Raw genomic sequence first — 19,410 nt, 5'->3', positions numbered from 1 at the left:
CAGTCCTCATTATTGTGGGAAAAGCCCTTCTTTTCATAGTGAGAATATTATCTTATAAAACCCTAAACAAGTCAAATAAAAATGCATAATAACTGTCGGTTTCCATTGCGAGAAGGGAGATGACCCGCTTCCTGAGGAGGAAGCGACTCTCTGTCAATGCGAGCCTGAACGCAAAAGCGTTCAGGCTCGCATTTCTTGTCCATTAAACTCTCTAACTACCCTCAAGCGATTCCAGCCTTCGCAAAATTGAAAGCTGATGGGCGATGAGCTTCTCCTTTTCCGCTATCTTCATCGCTGATTTCGCATCCCGCTTGAATTGCTGGATGGAATAGGAGATTAAAGAGCTTCGTTTGAGGAAATCCTCAACTGATAGGGGTGAAAAGAAGCGAGATGTCCTTCCCGTCGGCAGGGTATGGCTCGGACCAGCGATATAATCCCCTATAGCCGTGGGCGAGAAATCCCCCAGGAAAATCGCTCCCGCATTCTCTATAAGAGGAACTATTTCCTCTCCCTCTTCCATCATTATCTGGAGATGTTCAGGAGCGAAATCGTTTACGAATTCAATCGCCATTTCCACAGAATTTGCTATTATTATGTATCCTCTGTTTCCCAAGCTCTCCTCAATTATTTCCCTCCTGGCCATTCCCGGAAGGAGCGTTTCTATCTCGTTCAAAACTCGCTCGGCGAGCTCTTCAGAGGTTGTAACCAAAACCGACCAAGCAAGTGGGTCGTGCTCCGCTTGGGCGAGAAGGTCCAAAGCTATGAAATGGTGGTTTGCTTTCTCATCAGCGAGGATGAGGACTTCGCTCGGTCCCGCTATGCTCTCTATTCCCACATAACCAAAGACCTCTTTCTTCGCTCCCGCAACGATTGCTCCACCTGGACCCACAATTTTATCCACCTTGGGCACGCTCTCCGTTCCAAAAGCCATAGCGGAAATGGCGTGGGCGCCTCCCGCCCTTATCACTCTTTCAATCCCGAGCTCCTTTGCCGTTGCCAAAATGAGGGGATGGATTTCCCCATCTTTTTGAGGTGGTGAACAGACGATTATCTCCTTAACTCCCGCCACCTGAGCGGGAACGGCTGTCATAAGCAGGGTGGATGGATAGGGAGCCCTTCCTCCAGGGATGTAAACACCCACTCTCTCTAAGGGACGGATAAGGCTTGCTAATTTAGTCCCATTAGGGAGTTTCAAAGTAGTCTCCCTTAAATTCTTCAAGATAGCCTTATGAAATCTTTCTATATTTCTTCTCGCTCTCCTAATCGCCGATAAAAAGCTTTTGCTCGCCTTCTTATGAGCTCTTTCCAAGTCCTGGAGCGAGACGAGCAGGCTCTTTACATTTGGGGAATCAAATTTCCGCACGAATTGGAGGAGGGCAGAATCCCCATCCTCCCTCACTTTGTGAATTATCTCTTTCGCTAAGCTCAGAGCTGATTCCTCAAAAGGAGGGCGATTCAAGAGCTTTACTATCTCATCCTTATCTCTATCTAATCTAAGAACCCGCACTGCAGACCATCTCCAAATTGGTGAACTCGGCGAAGGGTCCAATGCGAAAACCGCTTCCCTCTCTCTTCAATTGTATTTCTTCTTTCCTATTCCCTTGGTTGTCAAGGAGGAATATACGCGTTGTGTTAAGGTTCCAATTGCTGTTCAATTCCTTCGGTTTTATCAAGACTTCCTTGCCCGCTCCGATGTGAAGTCTTGCCCTTCTAGTCCCTACATACGCCATCTCTACTTCCACTCCTTCCTCATCGCTGAAGGTATATCCGGGCGCCTTTATTCTCGTTATAACCTTTCCATCCTTCAAAACCATATACTGCTCAATCTTTGGACCCTTAACATAAAAGCCATTCTGGGGAAGGAGGTAGGTCTTGCCATTCCTTTCCAATCTGTAGGGTTTCTCCCCGAAGTTGACTACGACCTCCGTTCCATCGCTGAAAAGGGTTCTTTGCACATCGTGGTCGGGAGTTACAAATTCATGTTTTAGCATCTCCTTATCGGCGATAACTTCGTGCAATTTGCAGGTCACACGATAGCTTTGTAGGAACAAATCCCTATTGCTGTTCCAAGTTCTGCTCCAGAACATAGGAATCGTTCCATAGAGTATATTGAAGGCGTTCTTCTTAGGGGTTATCTCGGGTGCCGCTTCAAGCAGGAAATCGGTTGAATCCCCCCAATACCAAGTGGGAACTATGCAATCGTGGAAGACGAGTTCCCATAGGGGAGCTCTCCACTTATGCCCGATTCCCCATTTCTCATATGTCTCCCAGCTTGGAAGCTTGTGCCCCCAAGGGTCGGTGAACTCCTCATGTTTGGATTTCGGTCTTATTAGATGACCGGCTGGCCAGGAGAAGAAGGGATTGCAGCTCATCATTCCCTCAATGTAATCAAGGAAGGGGACAGCCCACCATATACCATGTTCTCCTCCCACGACCAACTTCAGTGAGCGGACATAGGAGAGGAGTTCAACCCCACATTGCCTCTTCCCAGCTTTAGTCAGGGGATGATTTGGGTCATAACATTCGTATAATCCTTCGGCAGTGGTGACATCTATGAAGCGTCCGATGAAGGGATATTGTTGAAGGACCTTGGGGATGACCTCTTGCGCTGCTGAACGCCAGAGGGCAGGACAGCGTTTCATATATTGAGTCTTCTTATCCCAGGTTAGCCAGGCTGTCATCCTCTGCCCGTCAGCCTTCAACACAACATCATCAGGGATTCTCCCATGAGTTGAATCCACCCCTTTCCCTTCTTCAATGGGAAGGATATCGGTATAATTATCGTATTCGCTTGTTATGTAGCCTAAGGAATTGACCTTCAGAAGGTTTTCCGGCGAGCTCCTCCCGTGGAGTAGCATCTTTTCAACTCCGTAGGTCTTTGCCTCCAAAGCGAAAGATAGATAATCCCCTCTATCCCACTCAAACCATACATCGGGGGCGCCGAAGAGGCGGCGGATGTTGGGATTCTTCTTCACCTTCTCGCTGAACGGCACTATAAGACCCTTGTTCTTCGCGTAATCCCTATACGCCTTTGCCAAAGCCACATAGCTTCCATCGCTCGTGAAATGTAGGATGATTTCTCTTGGATAGGAGAATTTCCCCTTGCTTGGTTCCCAGTATATGCGTGGAGCGGGTAGCTCTTTCCCCTTGAATCTGAATTTGGGGAAATATACCGTGGCATCATCGGGGGTATCAAGAATAATCGCATAGCCTGCCCCGCTATCCAAATCGCAAATTCCCAGGAAATTTATATCAAGGCGAGCAGCTTCAAATGCATAATGGGGGAATTCCTCAACGGGGTAAAGATGCCCATCGCAATAATCAGTTATAGCTATGACCCCCTTTTTGAAGGAGGTGAGGAATGGCTCAAGGGAGAAGAAGCCCCAAAATTGCTCATCCTTTCCCTCCTTGCTGACCTTTATATAGATTTGGGGGAGTTGAGGATTGAGGGTTAGTTCATATTGAACCTCTATCAATTTTCCGCTATGCTCGGGAAGGGATGTTTTGAAGCTTATCCCATTGGCAATCTTTTTAACCTCTCGGAAGGCTCTCTCGGGGATAATCTCCCTTTCCGGTTGCTCCCACGTTGTTCCCTTCTTCAAATCCTTAACACTTATCGTTCCTTTACTTGCGTCAACCGTGAGACGGAGTAGCCCGTTATCCAAAATCCATATATCGCCTTTGCTCTCAATGTTTGTCTTCGCCATAGAGAAAAATAACACCTCCAAAATAATGGTTAGAAAAATGATAAATCTTTTCATAATTTAAATCACCTCACTATTTCAAATATTAAAGGAACCCAGGGGGAGAGAGTTGCTTTTACCTTATTCGTAGTGCCGAAGTCCTTACCGCTCAGAATCTCCTTGATTTTCGCCTTGCGAGGGAAGATAATCTCTAACTCTTCCTCTTTCTCTATCGCATCGTTTCCGGGATAGCCGATTTGCTTCAATTCCTCCACCCCGAACTCGGGATTGCGAATCAAAGCGATGTATTCTCCTTTCTCTCCCTTGTATCTCCATACCTCAACACAATCAGCCAATTCCCCATCCGCTTTCTTGACTTTAACTGGCGCTTCTAAACCGCTTTCCTTTAACAAACCCCCGAACAATTTCCTGAAGGCGTATCCTTGAGGAGGGGAAAGGCGTAGTTTGGGATAAACCCTCACATCCAAATTGAGATATATCGCTTTCCCTCTTCCCACTTTCCTTTCTATAACCGCAGGCGCTTTGGCGGAAAATCGGGCTTTCCCGGTTGTCGTCTCAACATCGGCTTCAAATATGGGAAGCGGTGCATATCGCTCATTAATGCTTATTTCTCCACCTTCAGCATCGGGATGCCAGCCAACAGATTTTCTCTTTATCCCGAACAAATCGTCAAGCTGTCCCTTTGGCAACCTCTTACAATGCCCATCCATAGTGGCTATCATATTGTCGGCTATGAGGATTCCTCCCGAGCGCACGAACTTCTCTATCTCCTCGCATTCCTTCCTTGACATCGCGACTGATTGGGGGAGGATTAGGACCTTGTAACCCTTCTTCATAAGTTCTCCATTTTCTATTTGTTCCGAAGAGATGAAGTTGTATTGGAGACCTATATCCTCAAGGAGGCGAACAAATCCATTCCTTGCCTTAGCGAAGCGGGAATGCACCCTCTCATAGGAAGAGAACCTTCGTGGCCAGGTATTGCCATCCTCGCGGGAATCAAACATCCAATGGGCGCGAATGCTCGCTTGTGAATAATGAATGGCTATGGGGTCGACTATCGGTTGAAGCTGGAAGAAAAGGTGTGCTGTTGCCTTTATCTCCGCGATTATCTTGGCTAATTCCCTGCCCCTTTCCGTAATAGGCATATCATCCTTTTCCTTCTCAATGCATCTTGAATTCTCGTCATCCCAGACAAGGCATCCCTTGTCTCCGTGGAGGAGAAGCCACCATAATCTCCTCTTGATGCGATTGTAATCCGTGCCGAAGAACGTGCTTATGATTGGGGCATTATGGGGGAAGAAGGAGCGGAATATCTCTCTGCTGTTGCAGATATCGTAGGGCTCAACCCAATCCAGGGCTTGGGATAGGAGGTAGAGATTGTAGCCTCCCCAAGCGCTTGGCATCTGGGTTCCCTCAATTCCCACGGGCGTTTCTGGGTCGAGCTGATGGATTATCTGGCGCATTCTATCAAGGGTTTGGGCGAAGGTCAAATCCATAAAAGCCCTGTGGTCAGCCCAGGGTGAGTAATTCTCCAATCTACCGCTTTCCAAATCACTTTTCTCCCTCTCCTTTATCTCATAAGTGGTCATCGGCTCAACTTCATCCCAGCTGGAGAAATTAGTATCCCATTCCTTGTTTAGAGCGTCCAGAGAGCCATATTTCCTCTTCAGCCATTCCCGGAAGGCTTGGAGGGTATAGGAAGAGAAGCAATAGTCCATTGGGTTGGCGAAAAAGCCTATTGAAGGTTCATCACGGAGGTCGTAGAGGAGGGGCTTATGGGGGGAATAGAGGGAGACGAAGTCCTTCAATTCCTTCTCCACTTTCTCCCAGAAGGAGGGGTCGTGGAAGCAGGGCTTTCGGACGAGGAATTCCTTGCTATGAGTGGAGGTGTAGGATTTGAAGTCGTTATCGTAAAGGGGCTGTCGGCTATGGAGGAAGCAGAGTTCAAAGACGAGGTTTTCCGCGTAGAAACCGAAATTCTGTTCCACGAAGGGTTTAGGGTCTCTCCCCCGGAAGCATTCCTCGGCGGTGAATCCCAATTCCTTCAATCTCTGCACCCAGAGGGGGAAGTTCCGCACATCACCTGTGCTCCACATAATAACCTGATATTTATCCCATCCTCGCCAGAACTTCTGGGCGGGGAAAGAGGGGATGGCTTGAGATAAGACGAGGAAGAAAAGGACTGTGCTCAAATGGTTCATTCCTTTCATAGCGATTGGATTTTACATCATTTTAGAAAGGGAAGGCAAGAGGTTTGTTCATTGAGAGAACCGAGTCCGCATTCCCTTTTGAGATTGCCACGCCCGCCTTGGGTGGGCTTACAGTGAGAAAGCGTATAATTTCATTCGAACAATTTCTCCAAAAGCACTTTGTAGTTGAATTCCTTGAATCTCGCGGGAAGATTTGGGTAATTTATGATGAAAGAACGGAGCTCGGTGAGCGAGGGCTTTTCTCTTTGCATCAACTTCCCCAGCTCATCCCAAGCCTCATTCAAATAATTAGCTTCCTCTTTCAGCTTTTCTTTCCCCAATCCATAGGATATAGCTTCCCGATACCTCCCCGATTCCTTCTCCAATTCCCTCCATAATCCCTCAACTACCCCTTTGAGGAATGCGTAGAAAGGCTTATTTATCTCCTCCTCTATTTTTCCTTTTTCCTCTAGGGATAGTTGCCTCTCCTTGAAAGTTAGGAAGGCGAAGTTTTGAACTTCGTGGAATCCCGCCCTCAGAGGCGGCCAGCAGGTGAAATGCTCAGAGGTTGGACCAGTATAGATGTTCCTTGCGATGTTAATCAGCCATCTTTCTCCATCCCTTGCTGTTCTTCTCAGCACCTCAAAGGGGATAAATATTTCAGCGGACCAAAAATCCTTGCCTACGAAAGACTTTGCCTGCCAATTCCAGGGAGTGGCAGGCTGACCAGTAGCGTCAATTTGATTCCATCTGCTTCCTCTTGCGTTCACAGCCAAGTGAAGATAATTCGGAGCATCCTTTGGGAAGAAGAACAGTTCAATACTATCCTCTCTGTAAAGCTCCTCACCATCATTTAATCTTGCGGAAAGCTTCTCTATTGACGGTTCATCGCATTTGATGAGAAAATATATCCCTTCCTTTGTCCATCCGCATTTGAAATAGGTCTGCTTCTCCATAGCGTATTTCTCCCCACCTAAGAGGAAGAAGCCAGTAGCCTCGGGAATGCTTTCCCAAGCTTTTTCCTCCCTCCCATCCATAACGGGAGCCTCAGGAAGAAGGTAGCAAGGATATTCCCTCCTTTCCTTGCAGAGGAGAAAAAGGGGAATCAATAAGATAAGCAAAATCGGGATTTTCCCCTTCATTTTATCCCCTCCAATACGAAGCTTTTCTCGCTTGAGATTCCCGTGGCGACATCTCTAACCCTTATTCGCCACTTGCCGGGCTCTTCATTTAGGGCAAGGGGAATTGAGCCCTTAATCTTTCCGCCCTTAACAAGGAGATTATCCTCATAGTAATCTACGGTTTTTCCTTCTGGGCTGATGAGTGAGAGATGAACGATATGAAGTCCCAAGGCGGAAGATTTCCCCTCTATTTTGAGGTCATAAGTTAACTCGCCTCCCTGAACCGTTTTGCTTGGGATATTTAGGGAGAGTTTATTTATCTTATAGGGGAGGAGGGCATAAAGTTTAGCCCTTCCCGGCTCGACTTTTGTGCTTATTAGATTTGCGTAGCCGAGATATTTTCCTGCCCTTACATCGTAAATGTGATATTTCTGGGGAAGTGAAAATTTGACGGGCAACGAGGCGACCGGCTTTGCTTTTCCGAGCGCGTAATTTATTGAGGGCTCGGGCAGTTCCTGAAGGATGCCGAGATAAAGATTTGAACCCTGTTGGAACCAATATGTCCTAATCCCTGGGATATCGGGTGAGAGGCTGACTCTCTCCTTATAACCAGCATAATTCAATAAAGATTTCATGAAGGATAGCCAAAGTTGCGATGATTCGCCCTGCGAAGAGTAAGGGGAGAGGGAGAAGTTGAAGAGGAAGGCTTTTCCCTTGCCGTATGTTTTTGCGATGAGGCAGGGAATTCCTTCAACCTCCCCGTATTGCTTGCCGGTTGTTAATTTGATGGAGGCGTCGGCGAATGTTTCGGGAAGAGAACTGGGGAAATTCGCTCCCAGATTGAGGGTAATCCTTCCCTTTTTCGCTTGAGGGTTCGCTGAAAGCTCCACCCCGAAAACTTCCTCAAGTGGATAATTTTCGTAAGGCTTGCCGTGTTGGTCGTAGATTCCCGGTCGCAAATCGGATATAACTATTCCTCCATTTTTGACGAAATCCTTTATCTCCTGGACCTCTTTTGGGGAAAGGGCTTGCGCATAGGGGAGGATGAGGAAACGGAACTTTTCCTTTCTTAGGATTCCGTCCTCAAGTTGCTTATAGGAGATAATTCTGAATGGGCATCTCAAATCCTCAAGTAGGGCAACGAGGCTATTAAGGACCTGCTCAATAGGAGGGAAGCTTTCCGTTAATGTTGAGAGATGAACGCTGCTTGCGGAATAGAGGATGGCGACATCGCCGATTCGTTTGGCGTTCATCAAGAGCTTCCCAATTCCCCTCTTCAGCTCCTTGATTTCTTCAATATTTGCCTTGAAGTAATCATAAAAAGAAAGGTCTGGCGCTACAACTCCGCCCTCCTCGCCCGGCTCTCCATGCCAGACCCAGAAGGAATTCGCCCCTCTGAACAGATGACGCCAGGCGATGTATCTATTGTAAATCTCGCTTCTGCAGGGGTTATATCCTCCATACCATCCTAATCCCAAGAGGGTTCCAGGCTGGCTGAAATCGGAAACCGCATATGGGATAAAGGAAGCGTCATAGGTATTGTTGAGGTTCATTGATTGCATAAGCTTGTAAAAATCGGCTGCTATATAGCTGTTTATGGACATATCGCTTCCCTCATAGCCAACCCTTGCATTGGGAACAACCTTCTCTATCACCTCCTTACTGAAGCGATAAATTCCCGCCCAGACATCCTCCATATATCTTCTATAATCCACCCATAGGGGGGCGAGCTTTGGGTTCCCTCTAACTTCCTCCAAAGTAACGGGCTTCACATCGGAAAAGGATTTATAATCCGATTCATACTCCTTATTGAGGTTTTCAACGCTTCCATATTCCTTCTCCAAGAATTTGGCGAATCCGGAAACGCAATATGGACAGAAGCATAGCTCATAGCTTCCTCCAACGAAATGACATTCATCCCCCATCGAGAACTCCCTCGTGGAGAAGTCCTTCAAATGCTCCGCTGTCTTCGTCAGACTTTCTCTAACCTCATTGAGATAGGCTGGGTCGTTGAGGCAGGGAAGCCTTATATGGTCATCCTTCGTTCTATTCGGAACATCTGGATGGGGATACCAATCGGTCTTTCTATCTATGAATCTCGTTGCATAGGGAAGATGATAGATATTGGCGAGGAGCAATGCTTCATTGAAGCCGGTATATTGAGTGTCAAATCCCGCTTTATAGAGGGAAGTGTAGAAGTGTGGAGTGAGATAGGTGTTGAAGCCTCCTACCCAGAGGATGAACCTGATATCGTCTTTCGGATAGAGATTGGAGATGAAGAATGGTCTGCTTTTGCAATCCAAAGCTTCCCTTCCCTTAAAAAGCACCGCCCAGAGATTCTGAAGAACCGTTAAGGGCTTGCTTTGGGGAAGGGAGAAAGTAACTTCCAGAGGTGATTTTGAGGGGAATGAGGAGAGGTCTATATCCTTAACGCTCGTTATTCTCCCGTAGGCATCTTTTTGAAAAACGAAGAGCCTTAACCCTTTCCAGTTGGGTGAATCGCTCTCAATGGTGATTTTTCCCGAGACGATTTCCTCCTTTCCGAAGGATTTTTTCATATCTATGCTTTTTATGAGGGTAGGGGAATTGATTTTTAAAAATGAGGAGCCGAAGTTCAGGATTTTCCCCTCTTTAAAGACCCATATATCGGCGAAATATTCGCCCGCTGGCAGTTTCTCAAATTTAAAGCTAATTTGGTTATCTCCGGGCGAAAGTGATACTTCCTTCGTTTGGGAATGGCTGAAGCCGTTATACTTGCCCCTCAGCTCAAATTTGCAGGAAACCTTCGTTTTTTCTTTGCTTTCAAGGGAGAAAACCATATCTGTGAATTTATCCCTATCCGTCTCTATGTAATCCTTGCCCTTTAGGATAAGGGAGGGTGGTTTGGGGATGCTGAGAAGATGGCAGATGTAGGCGAGATAGTAATCGTATTCAATATAGCTGACCTCCAAGCGATTTCCCACTGGTGGAGGGGTGAGCATCTGCATTCTATAGGGCAAATCGTATCCTTTAAGTAGGAATATTTTCCCCTCTCCGAACTGGTAAGCATCAAGGGTGGCTTTTAGAAAGGAATCTTTGCTCTCGTATTTCTCAAAATAGGGAAGCCCCTTGAAGGGATAGAGGAAGGGAAAATCTGCATCTATTTTCTTCTCCAAAGCCCTTGAGAGGTATTCATCGCTTCCCCTGACGATTCCCAAGAGTGTTGTTCCCTCCTTCACCTTCTTCAATATGAGGTAGCGCCAGGAAAGGGGAAGGCACGTCCAATTGATGTTACCTAAGACGATGAGGTCGTAATTCCCCTCCAGCTTTCTTTCCCCATCGGCTGTTATGGACTCTGGAGAGAGGGTGGAGGGATTGGCTGGGTCTCTCTCGTAGAATGTATCGGGGCGAGCGATTGATATGACCGTGTAATTAATGTCCATTCTTTCCACTAATTCGGAGATTTCCCTCATTGCCCCTCTGTGGGTTATGAAAAGAACATTGAGGGGACCATTCGCATAAGGCTTAAGCCATTTGATATGAGGAGTTATGACTTCAAGCGTGGGGGAGATATGCTTTGGGCCATAATCCACTTCCTGTCCCAAGACTAAAGAAGAAATCAACAAAAATAGAAGCAATTTGCCTAATTCTCTCATTTCAAAATCACCTCGTTAACAAATTTTGTCAACTAATGCCTACCGTTTCCTCCGAGGAAATCTTCTTCATCCAGAGATTCATCAACCCAGATATCTCCGCCGAAAAAATCGCTTAAATCAATGTCATCACTATCCTGTTGGCCCCAAAGAGGTTCTCCGCAAGGCTCCTCGGGATAGCAGTTCTCGCAATACTCCACCCCGTTCTCAATTATTTTCCAGGCTCTCCTCTCGCCGCAGTTTGGGCACTCAGGGTACTCAGCGGGTTGAAAGCTTCTATTCGGGATATGTTTTCCTCTTGCCACCGTGCTCACCTCTTTTCCTTTTCCCAAATGCTTTCGCCATAGCTATCTATGGCGACGAGGGCGGGGAAATCCTCCAGATGAATCTCAAAAATAGCTTCTGGTCCTAAATCCAGGAAAGCTATTGGCTTTGCCTCCCTCACGAATTGGGAGAGGAAAGCTCCTGCCCCGCCAACTGCTAAGAAGTAAATCGCCCTATATTCCCTTATCAATTTCTTCACTTTCTCGCTTCTTTTCCCCTTCCCAATCATTCCCCTTATCCCTTTTTCAAGCAAAAAAGGGACATAGACATCCATTCTGCTCGCAGTAGTTGGTCCGAGGGACCCCAAGGGATGCCCGGGCTTGGGTGGGGTGGGGGCGGCGTAATAAATGACGGAATTTTTTGTAGGGAAGGGGAAATCTTTCCCTTCTTTATAGAATTGGAGGAGCCTCTTATTTGCTGAATCACGCAAGGTATAGACAACGCCGGAGATGAGGACCCTATCCCCGCTCCTCAGCTTCTCAATATCCACATCGGAAAGTGGAACTTCAATCCTTGTATCCTTCATTGTTTTTATTTTCATAAAAGTTTTAATGCAAGTCAAGGGTTGTAATAAATCCATAGATTCGTTATTCACTATACCCCAACAAAGTTTATATAATTGAATTGATTTTCAATAAGGAGGCGAAAGGAGATGCGTTTCGGAACAATGCTTGTCTTAATTGTTTTTGCCCTCTTGTGCGAGGTTTTGATTATAAACACTAGGGCGGATGTCCCCATGAATCCTTATTCTCGCTGGAAGAAAGGACCTCCCAAGGACCCAAATTTCTTCCCCATTGCGGTCTGGCTTCAGAATCCCGATAATGCGGAGCGCTATAAACAGGCTGGCTTCAATATGTATATTGGTCTGTGGAAGGGACCAACAGAGGAGCAGTTGGAGAAGCTTCGCAAGGCAAAAATGATGGTGATATGTGACCAGAACGAGGTTGGTCTTCGCCACCTTGATGACCCCATAATCGTGGGGTGGATGCATCAGGATGAGCCCGATAACGCGCAGGTAATAGGGAGGAATGAAAGAGGAAACCCCGTTTACGGTGGTCCAGTTCCTCCCGAGGAAATAATAAATAGGTATAAGAAGATGAGGGAAAAGGACCCTGATAGGCCGATTCTCTTGAACCTCGGGCAGGGAGTAGCAAACGACACTTGGGTAGGAAGAGGTCCAGGTGCACATCCCGATGATTACTTCACCTATGTGAAGGGGTGCGATATCGTTTCCTTTGATGTCTATCCCGTTGCTGGTTTGAATAATGAAAATCTTCTCTGGTATGTGGCAAAGGGTGTGATGAGACTATTCAATTGGGTGAATTGGAATAAATCAACTGATGGTGAGAAGATTGTCTGGAATTGCATTGAATGCACACGCATATCCAATCTTGAGAAGAAGCCGAGTCCTCACCAGGTTAGGGCTGAGGTGTGGATGTCATTGATACATGGTTCAATGGGGTTGATTTACTTTGTCCATCAATTCAAACCTAAGTTCATTGAAGCAGCTTTGTTGGAAGACCCCGAAATGCTCGCCGAGGTCAGTGCGATAAACCAGCAGATAAAGGAGTTAGCTCCCGTTTTAAATAGCCCCACGATTTCGGACCTCGTAGAAGTGAAATCCACCAATCCAGATGTGCCGGTGCATATAATGGTCAAGCGATACGGAGGAACGGTTTATATATTTGCTGTGGGAATGAGAAATGGGCAGACAAGAGCGGATTTCCGGATAAAGGGGATGAAGGGGAAAGGGAAGGTTGAGGTTTTAGGCGAGAAGAGGGAGATTCCCCTTCAGGATGGAAGGTTTCAGGATGATTTCAAACCCTACGATGTTCATTTATACAGACTCAAGTGAGGCGAGTATATCTTCTCTGGATAAGCGAAGGCTGGAGATTCGCATAGCGTAGCATTGGACATTCAAGGCGACGGGCAGGGTAGCTATGTGGCAGGGGGCGGTCTCTATGCTCACCCCCAGGCAGGTCAGCTTCCCTCCCACTCCGCCAGGTCCTATCCCCAGTTTGTTCACATCCTCCCTCAAGCTCCTTTCCCATTCGTTTAAGTCCTTTCCCTTCGCCCAATGCAAAATCGCTTTCTTGGCTAAATAAGCAGATTTTTCCATCGTTCCCCCTATCCCTATCCCCAAAACCAGTGGAGGGCAGGCGTTCCAAGCGGTTTTTTTTAGGGTTTGGAGGATGAATCTCCTCACGCCCCGCATCCCTTCGCTGGGAGAGAGCATCTTTAAGGCGGATGCGTTCTCGGAGCCAGCACCCTTAAGCATAACATCAACTTCCATTCCATCTATGTCTTCTTTCTCTATGTGGAGGATTGCCGGTGTGTTGTCCTTAGTATTGACCCTATTGAGAGGATGGGCGACCATAGAGGCTCTGAGGAGAGAATCTTTAAATGCCAGGCGAACTCCCTCGTCGGCAGACGATTTGATATCCTTCGGAAGACAGATATCTTCTCCTATTTTTATGAATACTAGAACATAGCCCGTGTCCTGGCAAAGGGGGAGATTCTCTCTTTTCGCCACCTCTACATTTTTTACCAACTGCTCAAGAACCCACTGGGCATTTGGAGAATCCTCCTCGGGAAGCCTTTTTAAAAGCTCCTCGTAGTAGCGGGGATGGAGGGAAACGCTTGCTTGGGAGGTGAGTTTATAAACTATATCCCTGATTAATGTGCTGGGAACAACTATATTGGATTCGTTCATCCACCCAATTTGTCAATTATCGCCTCAGTCATTTCCGTGGTTGAGGCGTTCCCTCCTAAATCGTAAGTGACCCATTTCCCTTCCGCTATCACTTCCCTGACCGCTTTCTCAATCCTCTGGCTTGCTTCCTTCTCTCCTAGGTAATCCAGCATCATAGCGGCGGAGAGGATGGCCGCGGTGGGATTGACCTTGTTCATGCCTTTATATTTTGGGGCGCTTCCGTGAACGGGCTCAAAGACAGCTGCTTCATCTCCTATATTCGCTCCCGGAGCAACACCAAGCCCTCCGATTAGACCGGCGCAGAGGTCGGAGAGTATATCGCCGTAGAGATTGGGAGTTACGAGGACATCGTAGAGTTGGGGTTTTTGGACCAACTGCATAGCCATATTATCCACGAGACGCTCCTCAAATTCTATCTGAGGGAATTCCTCGGACACTTTCCTCGCTGCTTCCAAGAATAAACCATCTGTGAACTTCATAATATTCGCTTTTGTAACACAGGTAACCTTTCTCCGATCATGTTCAATTGCATAGCGGAAAGCAAACCTCACGATTCTCTCGGAGGCATAGAATGAAATCGGCTTCAATGTGATGGCGGAATCTTCCCTTACCTTCCCATCGCAGAGGCTTATTATCTTCTTCGCTTCCTCAGAGTGAGGAGGGAACTCAACTCCCGCATAGACATCCTCTGTGTTTTCCCTAATCACGACGAGGTCTATGTTTTGGAAGGAGGTTTTTGTGCCAGGGATGGAGCGGGCAGGGCGAACGCAGGCGTATAAATTGAGTAGCTGGCGAAGGAGAACATTGACGGAGCGGTAGCCTCCGCCTATGGGCGTGGTGATTGGACCCTTGAACGCTACCTTGTTTCTTTTAATTGAATCAAGTGTGTCGTCGGGAAGAGGCGTGTTGTATTTCTCTATTGCCGGTTCGCCCGCTATTTTCTCCTCCCATTCTATTTCAACTCCCGTAGCCTCAACGACTCTTTTTGCAGCTAAAGCGACATCCGGTCCGATTCCGTCTCCGGGAATGAAAGTTACCTTGTGCATCATCAGACCTCCTTTTCAATCCTCAATAGCGAAGCCCTTATGCTTGAGGAGATGGGGAACGAGTCCTCCATCGGATAAGAGCCTCTGCATAAAGGGAGGAATGGGTTTAAAGGGAATTTCCTTTTGGGAATTGAGTAATCTTATTATTCCCTTATCCAAATCTATCTCCAGAGGTTCGCCATCGGGGATGTCCTTGGTTTCCGCCTCAATCAAGGGGAGACCGATATTGAAGGAGTTGCGGTAGAATATGCGGGCGAAGGATTGGGCTATAACGCAGGATATTCCCGCTGCTTTGAGGGCACGGGGAGCCTGCTCCCTTGAAGAGCCACAGCCGAAGTTTTTGCCCGCAACTACGACATCTCCCTCTTTGATTTTCTCAAAGAAGTTTGGGTCCAAATCCTCAAATATATGGCGAGCCATCTGGGAGATGTCCTCAGTTTGAAACTTATATCGTCCCGAGATGATGTAATCAGTGTTTATATCATCATCTATGGGCAATCTCCTTGCAAATCCTCTGATAACCATAGAAACCTCCTTGAAGATTTATATTTAAAAGTATAAGGGAAAGGGATGGGATGGTCAAATTTTTGGGCAATTCAATAATATTTGAGACCCCTTAGGAGATTTCCCATATTGCTTCACTATAAACCCCAAGAAGAATCTTTCTTAGTCGGATTTTTTAGGTCTTCTTGAGAATTATGTTTTTTTGAAACGCCAAAAGCTTTCCTTTGCTACCTTTTTCTGGAGTAGCTCGGTTTTAAATTTATGATATGAGTTGTGCATCCGTTTCCCCGACCAGTGTAAAAGAGGTGGAAGAACTTCTTTCAAGGGAAGCTTTATCATTTCTCGTAGAGAAGCTTTTATCATCAGCAGGATGAGGGAAAGCCCGAAATGCTATTGGTAAGGAGAGGATGAGTTGAGTGGAATCTGGCGAATCTGCTCTTTTTTACAAAAGAACGATAAGGAAAGGGGATATACACGGGGAAGAAATGACAATAGGAAGCCCTATTATTATAAAACAGGGTATTTTTACTTTAAAATAGACAACGGCTAAAAAGCCCATTATAATTTCATAAAGTTTATGTTAAGAAAGGAGGATTTTTAATGGATTTGAAGATTAATCTCAGCGAGAAGGAGATGCCCAGACAGTGGTACAATATCGTAGCCGATTTGCCCACGCCTCCACCTCCACCCTTAGACCCCGTCACGGGAGGTCCACTTGACCCTTCTGTTCTCCTTAAGATATTCCCTCGTTCACTTATTGAGCAAGAGATGTCAACGGAGCGCTGGATAGATATACCAGATGAAGTCTTAGAAGTCTATAGATTATGGCGACCCACCCCTTTGATGAGGGCGAGGAATTTGGAAAAGGCGCTAAAAACTCCCGCAAGGATATATTACAAGTGGGAGGGGGTTTCGCCTGCGGGAAGCCATAAGCCAAACACTGCGGTCGCCCAAGCTTATTATAACAAGATAGAAGGGGTGAAGAGATTGACGACGGAGACTGGAGCGGGGCAGTGGGGTTCCGCTTTGGCTATGGGTTGCAAATTTATGGGGATAGATTGCACGGTCTATATGGTGAAGGTATCCTATCATCAGAAGCCTTATAGAAGGGTGCTTATGCAATTGTGGGGAGCGGATGTTTATCCCAGCCCGAGCGATAGGACGGAATCGGGAAGGAAAGTCCTTGAGGAGAATCCTGAGAGCCCGGGAAGCTTGGGGATAGCAATAAGCGAGGCGGTGGAGGATGCCTTTAAGCACGAAGATACGAATTACTCCCTTGGCTCTGTTTTAAACCATGTCCTCCTCCATCAGACAATAATCGGCTTGGAGGCGAGGAAGCAGTTTGAGATGATTGGGGAGTGGCCTGATGTAGTGACCAGCTGCATAGGCGGTGGCTCAAACTTCGCTGGGCTATCCTTCCCCTTCCTTATGGATAAACTGCAGGGGAAGAGGGATATAAGAGTTGTAGCCGTTGAGCCAACGGCTTGCCCGAGCGTGACAAAGGGAATTTACACTTATGACTTCGGCGATGTCGCTGGCTTAACTCCTCTTTTAAAGATGTTCACTTTGGGGCATAACTTCATTCCTTCCCCAATTCACGCTGGCGGATTGCGTTATCACGGAATGGCTCCCCTTGTAAGCTTGCTTTATAAGGAAGGGATTATAGAGGCTGTTGCCTACCCTCAGAAAGCTGTTTTTGAGGCTGGAGTTTTGTTCGCTCAAACGGAGGGCTATATTCCCGCCCCCGAAACGGCGCACGCGATAAAATTCGTCGTAGATGAAGCTTTAAGATGTAAGGAGGAGGGAAGAGAGGAGGTCATTCTCTTTAACGGTTCAGGGCATGGGCACTTCGATATGGCCGCATATGACGATTATTTGTCTGGAAAGTTGGAGGATTTCGTCTATCCTGAGGAAAAAGTAGAGGAGGCGATAAAACAGCTCAGAGAGTTCCTGAAGAGCATAGGAAGGGAAGAATAATGGGCAAGATAATTCGCAAGGAGCCTCTTGCGGAGGGGGTGGTTCTGCTCGAAATAGAGGCTGAGCGGGTAGCGAGGAGCGCACAGGTAGGGCAGTTCGTCGTCTTGATGCCCTACGAGACCTCCGAGCGCATACCCATCAGCCTGCATAATTGGGATAGGAATAAGGGAACAATTGAGATAGTTTTTCAAGTGGTGGGAAGGACAACGAGCGAGCTGGCAAGTCTTGAAGTGGGGGAGGAACCCTATGCCCTTCTTGGACCATTGGGAAAGCCCTTGGAAATCAAGCGATATGGACTGGTTGTTTGCATAGGTGGAGGATTGGGGATTCCTCCTATATACAACATCGCGAGGGGATTGAGGGAGGCGGGAAACGAAGTGATTTCAATAATCGGGGCGAGGACCGCTTCTTTGCTAATCCTTCAGGATAGAACGAAGAGCGTGAGCGATAGGTTTCTTGTGTGCACGGATGATGGCTCATATGGAGAGAAGGGATTCGTTACGGGTGTTTTAAGTAGGTTGTTGAAAAGTGAAAGGATTGATTTAGTTATAGCCATAGGACCGGTTCCGATGATGGAGGCGGTGGCGAATCTCACTCGCCCCTTTGGAATAAAGACGATTGTCTCTCTAAATCCCTTGATGCTTGATGCTACGGGGATGTGTGGTGTCTGCAGGGTAAAGGTGGGAGGGGAGACGAAGTTCGCCTGTGTTGATGGTCCGAAATTTGACGCTCATCAGGTGGATTTCGCTGACCTAAAAAGACGTCTCGCTATGTATAAAGAAGAGGAAAGAAGGGCGTTGGAGGAATGGAAGGCAAGGATATAGAGAAAAGGACTCCCATCCCCGAGCGACCAGTTGGGGAAAGAGTAAAGGATTTCGAAGAAGTAAGCCTCGGCTACTCTAAGGAAGAGGCTATAAAGGAAGCGAAAAGATGTCTAGGATGCAGTCGTCCCCTCTGCGTTGAGGGTTGCCCCGTGGGAGTGGAGATACCGGCTTTTATAGAGAGGATAAAGGAAGGGGATTTCAAAGGGGCTTTGTTGAAGATAAAGGAGAAGAATCTTCTTCCCTCCATCTGCGGGCGGGTCTGCCCAAGTGAATATCAATGCGAGAGCAAATGCGTTTTGGGAAGATTGGGCGCTCCAATTAGCATAGGGGCGCTTGAAAGAGCTGCATCGGATTATGGTGGGGAAGCAGAAGAGGAAAGCAATGGTCCGCCTAAGCCTAAAAGGGTTGCGGTGATTGGTTCCGGTCCCGCGGGATTGACCTGCGCCGCTGAACTCGCGAGGGATGGGGTAGAGGTTTTCGTTTTTGAGGCTCTTCATCAACTCGGTGGAGTTTTGAGATATGGCATCCCATCCTTTCGTCTGCCTAGAGCGGTTATAGATAGGCAAATTCAAAGGTTAAAGGATATGGGGGTGCGGATGGAGGGTAATGTGCTAGTTGGACGGACGATTCCTTTTTCCGATTTGAGAACCAAAGAGGGATTTGATGCCGTGTTCATCGCTACGGGTGCAGGATTGCCCCAGCTCCTTGGAATAAAGGGAGAGAATTTAGAGGGGGTATATTCAGCGAATGAGTTCCTCACGAGGGTCAACTTGATGCGTGCTGACCTCTTCCCTCAATATGGCACTCCGATAAAGAGAGGGAAGAGGGTGGCGGTAATAGGTGGTGGGAATGTTGCTATGGATTCCGCGAGGGTTGCTTTGAGGCTCGGCGCCGATGAAGTTTACATAGCTTATAGGCGAACAGAGGAGGAGATGCCGGCGAGGAGGGTTGAAATAGAACACGCCAAGGAAGAGGGAATCCGCTTTCTCTATCTCTTATCGCCCTTGGAGATAAGGGGAAATGAGGAGAAGGAATTGATTTGCAGGAAGATGAGGCTATCAGATGAGCTTGATGAGAGTGGAAGGAGAAAGGTTTTCCCTACGGAGGAGACGATTAGCTTGCTGGTGGATGTTGTAGTTGTGGCAATTGGGCAGAGACCGAATCCATTGATTCCATCCCTTGAGCCTAGATTGGCGAGGGGAAGGGAAGGGGAGATTTTGGTTGATGAAGAGATGAGGACCTCCCTTGAGGGAGTATGGGCGGGAGGAGATATTGCATCGGGAGCTGCGACTGTCATTCTCGCTATGGGTATGGCTAAAAAAGCGGCACAATCAATCAAAAAATATCTCGGCATCTCAAGCCGAAGATGAAGGAGG

Annotated in this window: 14 protein-coding genes; 4 read left to right on the top strand and 10 right to left on the bottom strand. The window is 47.2% G+C overall.

The genetic code is table 11. The features are described 5' to 3' along the window. Positions 1-211 precede the first annotated feature (211 nt). The 7 genes from hisD to H5T88_07520 all read right to left on the bottom strand — a co-directional run bounded on the left by hisD (position 212) and on the right by H5T88_07520 (position 11,496). Complete coding sequence (gene hisD, locus H5T88_07550) at positions 212-1,507, bottom strand: histidinol dehydrogenase (GenBank protein ID MBC7330193.1); 1,296 nt, start codon at positions 1,505-1,507, stop codon at positions 212-214. After that, a complete protein-coding gene (locus tag H5T88_07545; GenBank protein MBC7330192.1) occupies positions 1,494-3,707 on the bottom strand; it encodes a hypothetical protein in 2,214 nt (737 codons plus the stop codon). Before H5T88_07545 ends, hisD begins: the two co-directional genes overlap by 14 nt. A 62-nt stretch (positions 3,708-3,769) precedes the next feature. Further along, positions 3,770-5,914 (bottom strand): beta-galactosidase trimerization domain-containing protein, encoded by a 2,145-nt coding sequence (locus tag H5T88_07540; protein MBC7330191.1) that lies wholly within the window; start codon positions 5,912-5,914, stop codon positions 3,770-3,772. 131 nt (positions 5,915-6,045) lie between these two features. Beyond that, positions 6,046-7,035, bottom strand: coding sequence for a carbohydrate-binding family 9-like protein (locus tag H5T88_07535; GenBank protein ID MBC7330190.1), 990 nt, complete (start codon positions 7,033-7,035; stop codon positions 6,046-6,048). Next, positions 7,032-10,649 carry a beta-galactosidase gene (locus tag H5T88_07530; protein ID MBC7330189.1) on the bottom strand — a complete coding sequence of 1,206 codons (3,618 nt, stop codon included), beginning with the start codon at positions 10,647-10,649 and terminating at the stop codon, positions 7,032-7,034. The genes H5T88_07535 and H5T88_07530 overlap by 4 nt, the downstream gene beginning before the upstream one ends. A 32-nt stretch (positions 10,650-10,681) precedes the next feature. After that, positions 10,682-10,951: a hypothetical protein gene (locus H5T88_07525; GenBank protein MBC7330188.1), complete on the bottom strand. Its 270-nt coding sequence runs from the start codon at positions 10,949-10,951 to the stop codon at positions 10,682-10,684. A 5-nt stretch (positions 10,952-10,956) separates the two neighbouring features. After that, entirely contained in the window at positions 10,957-11,496 is a 540-nt protein-coding gene (locus H5T88_07520) for a fumarate hydratase C-terminal domain-containing protein (GenBank protein MBC7330187.1), read from the bottom strand. Between the two features lie 126 nt (positions 11,497-11,622). On the opposite strand from H5T88_07520, the gene H5T88_07515 reads away from it, so the two are divergent. Beyond that, entirely contained in the window at positions 11,623-12,825 is a 1,203-nt protein-coding gene (locus H5T88_07515; protein ID MBC7330186.1) for a hypothetical protein, read from the top strand. Here H5T88_07515 and H5T88_07510 read toward each other — a convergent pair. The 3 genes from H5T88_07510 to H5T88_07500 are packed head-to-tail and all read right to left on the bottom strand — an operon-like array spanning position 12,808 to position 15,254. Then, positions 12,808-13,683: a fumarate hydratase gene (locus H5T88_07510; protein ID MBC7330185.1), complete on the bottom strand. Its 876-nt coding sequence runs from the start codon at positions 13,681-13,683 to the stop codon at positions 12,808-12,810. The genes H5T88_07515 and H5T88_07510 overlap by 18 nt on opposite strands. After that, complete coding sequence (locus H5T88_07505; protein ID MBC7330184.1) at positions 13,680-14,729, bottom strand: isocitrate/isopropylmalate dehydrogenase family protein; 1,050 nt, start codon at positions 14,727-14,729, stop codon at positions 13,680-13,682. The genes H5T88_07510 and H5T88_07505 overlap by 4 nt, the downstream gene beginning before the upstream one ends. A 15-nt stretch (positions 14,730-14,744) precedes the next feature. After that, a complete protein-coding gene (locus H5T88_07500) occupies positions 14,745-15,254 on the bottom strand; it encodes a 3-isopropylmalate dehydratase small subunit (GenBank protein MBC7330183.1) in 510 nt (169 codons plus the stop codon). A 579-nt stretch (positions 15,255-15,833) separates the two neighbouring features. On the opposite strand from H5T88_07500, the gene H5T88_07495 reads away from it, so the two are divergent. The 3 genes from H5T88_07495 to gltA are packed head-to-tail and all read left to right on the top strand — an operon-like array spanning position 15,834 to position 19,404. Further along, positions 15,834-17,210, top strand: a complete 1,377-nt coding sequence (locus tag H5T88_07495) for a TrpB-like pyridoxal phosphate-dependent enzyme (protein ID MBC7330182.1) — start codon at positions 15,834-15,836, stop codon at positions 17,208-17,210. After that, the gene (locus H5T88_07490; protein MBC7330181.1) at positions 17,210-18,034 is read left to right on the top strand and encodes a sulfide/dihydroorotate dehydrogenase-like FAD/NAD-binding protein; all 825 of its coding nucleotides are present in this window, start codon (positions 17,210-17,212) and stop codon (positions 18,032-18,034) included. Before H5T88_07495 ends, H5T88_07490 begins: the two co-directional genes overlap by 1 nt. Then, the gene (gene gltA, locus H5T88_07485; protein MBC7330180.1) at positions 18,016-19,404 is read left to right on the top strand and encodes an NADPH-dependent glutamate synthase; all 1,389 of its coding nucleotides are present in this window, start codon (positions 18,016-18,018) and stop codon (positions 19,402-19,404) included. The genes H5T88_07490 and gltA overlap by 19 nt, the downstream gene beginning before the upstream one ends. The last annotated feature ends 6 nt before the right edge of the window (positions 19,405-19,410 follow it).

This window comes from bacterium (assembly GCA_014360495.1).
In the GTDB taxonomy this organism is placed as follows: Bacteria; Armatimonadota; JACIXR01; order JACIXR01; family JACIXR01; genus JACIXR01.
The sequence above is the reverse complement of the archived record's forward strand: the minus strand, read 5'-3'. Positions and strand labels throughout refer to the sequence as shown.